Genomic DNA, 3,869 nt, shown 5'->3' on the forward strand with positions numbered 1-3,869 from the left:
GGCAACGAGAGATGAGTTCGGGGTCGAGGTAATCCCCCAGAGAAGTCAGTGGGTTACGCAGAGAATCGTAACGGGATACCAGATCAAGAGCCTGTCCAATGTGCATAAAAAAATCCGGAAACAAGTGAGCGTTTCCGGATTCTTACACAGCCACTGGATCGGTCAACTGATCCTTAACTGATCGGCATTAGTCCTATAATGGTAGGTTTTTTCTTCACCGGTAGCGCTATTATGGGAATTCTGGTCAGTCAATTTCTGGCAAGGCACTCCGATAAACAAGGCGACCGTAAATTACTGATTCTGCTATGTTGCTTATTTGGAGTGCTGGCCTGCACGCTTTTTGCGTGGAATCGCAACTACTTCATTCTCCTCTCTACGGGCGTACTTCTGAGTAGTTTTGCTTCTACCGCAAACCCGCAAATGTTCGCCCTCGCCCGTGAACACGCCGACAGAACAGGCCGTGAGACGGTCATGTTCAGTACATTTTTACGTGCTCAGATCTCGCTTGCCTGGGTTATCGGGCCACCGCTCGCTTATGAACTGACAATGAGGTTTAGTTTTAAAGTGATGTATCTCACCGCTGCCATCGCATTTGTTGTTTGCGGGCTGATAGTCTGGTTGTTTTTGCCATCAATACAAAGAAATATTCCTGTCGTTACCCAACCCGTAGAAATTTTACCCTCCACCCATAGGAAGCGGGATACGCGGCTACTTTTTGTGGTCTGTTCAATGATGTGGGCGGCGAATAATCTCTACATGATAAATATGCCGCTATTTATTATTGATGAACTGCATCTAACCGATAAACTGGCTGGAGAAATGATTGGTATCGCTGCCGGTCTGGAAATTCCGATGATGTTAATCGCAGGCTATTACATGAAACGTATTGGCAAGCGACTATTAATGCTCATTGCTATCGTGAGTGGTATGTGTTTTTACGCCAGCGTACTCATGGCGACGACTCCGGCGGTTGAGCTGGAATTGCAAATTCTAAATGCCATCTTCCTTGGTATTCTCTGTGGTATCGGCATGCTTTATTTTCAGGACTTGATGCCTGAAAAAATAGGCTCTGCGACAACGTTATATGCAAATACTTCACGCGTCGGCTGGATTATCGCCGGCTCTGTTGACGGAATTATGGTTGAAATCTGGAGCTACCATGCGTTGTTCTGGCTGGCGATAGGGATGTTGGGTATTGCGATGATTTGCCTGCTGTTTATTAAAGATATTTAGCTCACCAGTCTGGGCTAAGAAAAATCGGCGTGGCGCAAACAGAGCCATCCTCGCCATTTTTGCTATCATGCCTGCATACATAAACGACAAAACAGTATGCAGAGGGAAAAATGGGTTCCACCAGAAAGGGGATGCTGAACGTTCTGATTGCCGCCGTGTTGTGGGGAAGTTCAGGGGTCTGCGCGCAATACATCATGGAGCAAAGCCAGATGTCGTCGCAGTTTTTGACTATGACGCGTTTGATATTCGCCGGTTTGATTCTACTGACGCTGTCATTTGTTCATGGCGATAAAATCTTTTCTATTATTAACAATCATAAAGATGCCATTAGCCTGCTGATTTTTTCCGTGGTTGGCGCGCTAACTGTACAGCTCACTTTTTTGCTAACCATCGAAAAATCGAACGCAGCCACGGCAACGGTGCTGCAATTCCTCTCACCGACGATTATCGTCGCCTGGTTCTCACTGGTGCGTAAATCGCGCCCGGGCATTCTGGTTTTCTGCGCTATTTTGACATCGCTGGTCGGGACTTTTTTATTGGTGACACACGGTAATCCGACGTCATTATCGCTCTCTCCTGCCGCGTTGTTCTGGGGCATTGCCTCGGCATTTGCTGCTGCATTCTATACCACCTATCCCTCAACGCTAATTGCCCGCTATGGCACGTTACCAGTCGTCGGCTGGAGTATGCTGATTGGCGGTCTGATTCTGTTGCCTTTTTATGCCAGACAAGGAACAAACTTTGTCGTTAACGGCAGTTTGATTCTGGCGTTTTTTTATTTGGTGGTCATTGGTACGTCCCTGACATTTAGTCTGTACCTGAAAGGAGCACAATTAATTGGCGGTCCAAAAGCCAGCATTTTGAGCTGTGCAGAACCATTAAGTAGCGCGCTACTCTCTTTGCTGTTGCTGGGGATCACGTTCACATTACCGGACTGGCTGGGAACGCTGCTGATTCTGTCATCGGTGATTTTGATTTCAATGGATTCCCGTCGCCGGCCAGAAAAATAAATCGTCCGGCGCGGCATGAGTGAGAATTACCAGCCAGGCACCGCGCCACCGTTAAAAATGGTTTCTGCCGCTTTAGCGACTTCGGGTGATTGATAAGATTGCAGAAATTCCTTCACGTTTTCTGCATTCTTATTATCTTCCCGTGCCACCAAAATATTCACATACGGCGAATTCTTATCTTCAATAAATACGCTGTCGTGCACCGGAGAAAGCCCTGTCTGCTGAATGTAAGTGGTGCTGATAATCGCTACATCAACTTTGGGATCATCCAGTACGCGCGGAAGCTGCGCCCCCTCGAGTTCCATAATCTGCAAATGACGAGGATTATCGGTTATATCCAGCGCGGTATGTAATAACCCTTTTCCCTCTTTCAGAGTAATTAGCTTCTCTTTTTGCAACAGTAAAAGTGCGCGACCAAGGTTGGTCGGGTCGTTGGGGATCGCCACTGTCGCGCCTTCTTTTATTTGCGCCACGGTTGTGATTTTTTTGGAATAACCCGCCATAGGGAAGACAAACGTATTTCCCACCGCTACCTGTTTATAACCATGCGCCTGATTATCTTGTTCAAGAAAGGGTCGATGCTGGAAGACATTCGCATCAAGTTCGCCATGATTTGTCGCATCGTTCGGTAGAAACGAACCGCTAAATCCTACCAGTTCAACATCGAGGCCATATTTCTCTTTTGCCACCTTTTTAGCGACTTCCGCGACATCTTGTTCTGCGCCATTTATAACGCCAACTTTAATGTGTTTTGCATCGCTGCTACTCTGGTCGCAACCTGCCAGCAGAATTCCGGCCAGCAATAATGCGGCCCCTGTCCGTAGATGATGTGTTGTCAGTTTCATTTTTTTATCCTTTTATTAATGATTACCTGACTATAGCGGTAAGGTCGCTGCGGTTTAAAAAACGAAACGCTATCGATAAGAATAAAAAGGAATAAAAGTGGAATATAAAGTCTGGCACTTCTTACTGACCACGCAAGCGCGTTTCGTACAGCATGATGAGAGCGATGAAAGCAAACTACACTTATGCTTCATTCGATACACATTTGTAAAAGGTTGAATCCATGAAACCAACGACACTACTGCTTATTTTCACTTTTTTCGCTATGCCAGGCATCGTATACGCCGAGTCGCCTTTTAGCTCACTGCAGTCCGCAAAAGAGAAAACCACGGTATTACAAGATTTACGTAAAATTTGCACGCCACAGGCGTCATTATCAGATGAAGCGTGGGAAAAGTTAATGTTGTCAGATGAAAACAATAAACAACATATACGCGAGGCCGGTAATGACTCCAACTTATTGATAGTGTTTTATGTTCAGATAATGCCCGATGACTTTGTCATGCAGCTCCACCGATTTTGAGAACGACAGCGACTTCCGTCCCAGCCGTGCCAGGTGCTGCCTCAGATTCAGGTTATGCCGCTCAATTCGCTGCGTATATCGCTTGCTGATTACGTGCAGCTTTCCCTTCAGGCGGGATTCATACAGTGGCCAGCCATCCGTCATCCATATCACCACGTCAAAGGGTGACAGCAAGCTCATAAGACGCCCCAGCGTCGCCATAGTGCGTTCACCGAATACGTGCGCAACAACCGTCTTCCGGAGCCTGTCATACGCGTAAA

General features: G+C 46.8%; 2 protein-coding genes and 4 pseudogenes. 3 read left to right on the top strand and 3 right to left on the bottom strand.

Annotated features, from left to right (window positions below):
* Positions 1-124 (bottom strand): hypothetical protein (locus tag BFF42_RS27715; protein ID WP_227894989.1); only part of this gene is annotated, 124 nt, incomplete at its 3' end.
* Between the two features lie 68 nt (positions 125-192).
* Here BFF42_RS27715 and BFF42_RS12320 point away from each other — a divergent pair.
* Both BFF42_RS12320 and BFF42_RS12325 read left to right on the top strand, forming a co-directional pair.
* Positions 193-1,233 (top strand): annotated as a pseudogene (locus BFF42_RS12320) (sugar efflux transporter); the annotation flags it as partial.
* 110 nt (positions 1,234-1,343) lie between these two features.
* Positions 1,344-2,266: pseudogene (locus BFF42_RS12325) on the top strand (carboxylate/amino acid/amine transporter).
* 3 nt (positions 2,267-2,269) lie between these two features.
* On the opposite strand, the gene nlpA reads toward BFF42_RS12325, so the two are convergent.
* Positions 2,270-3,088, bottom strand: a complete 819-nt coding sequence (nlpA, locus tag BFF42_RS12330) for a lipoprotein NlpA (RefSeq protein WP_039060425.1) — start codon at positions 3,086-3,088, stop codon at positions 2,270-2,272.
* A 221-nt stretch (positions 3,089-3,309) separates the two neighbouring features.
* Here nlpA and BFF42_RS12335 point away from each other — a divergent pair.
* Positions 3,310-3,528: pseudogene (locus BFF42_RS12335) on the top strand (YicS family protein); the annotation flags it as partial.
* A gap of 15 nt (positions 3,529-3,543) precedes the next feature.
* Here BFF42_RS12335 and BFF42_RS12340 read toward each other — a convergent pair.
* Positions 3,544-3,869, bottom strand: a pseudogene (locus BFF42_RS12340) (IS1-like element IS1B family transposase); the annotation flags it as partial.

The organism is Shigella sp. FC1661 (assembly GCF_001712525.1).
In the GTDB taxonomy this organism is placed as follows: domain Bacteria; phylum Pseudomonadota; class Gammaproteobacteria; order Enterobacterales; family Enterobacteriaceae; genus Escherichia; species Escherichia coli.

What these genes read in the sequence shown, in the direction of transcription:
- nlpA (WP_039060425.1), bottom strand. Translation starts at nt 3,088, where the DNA reads ATGAAACTGACAACACATCATCTACGGACAGGGGCCGCATTATTGCTG.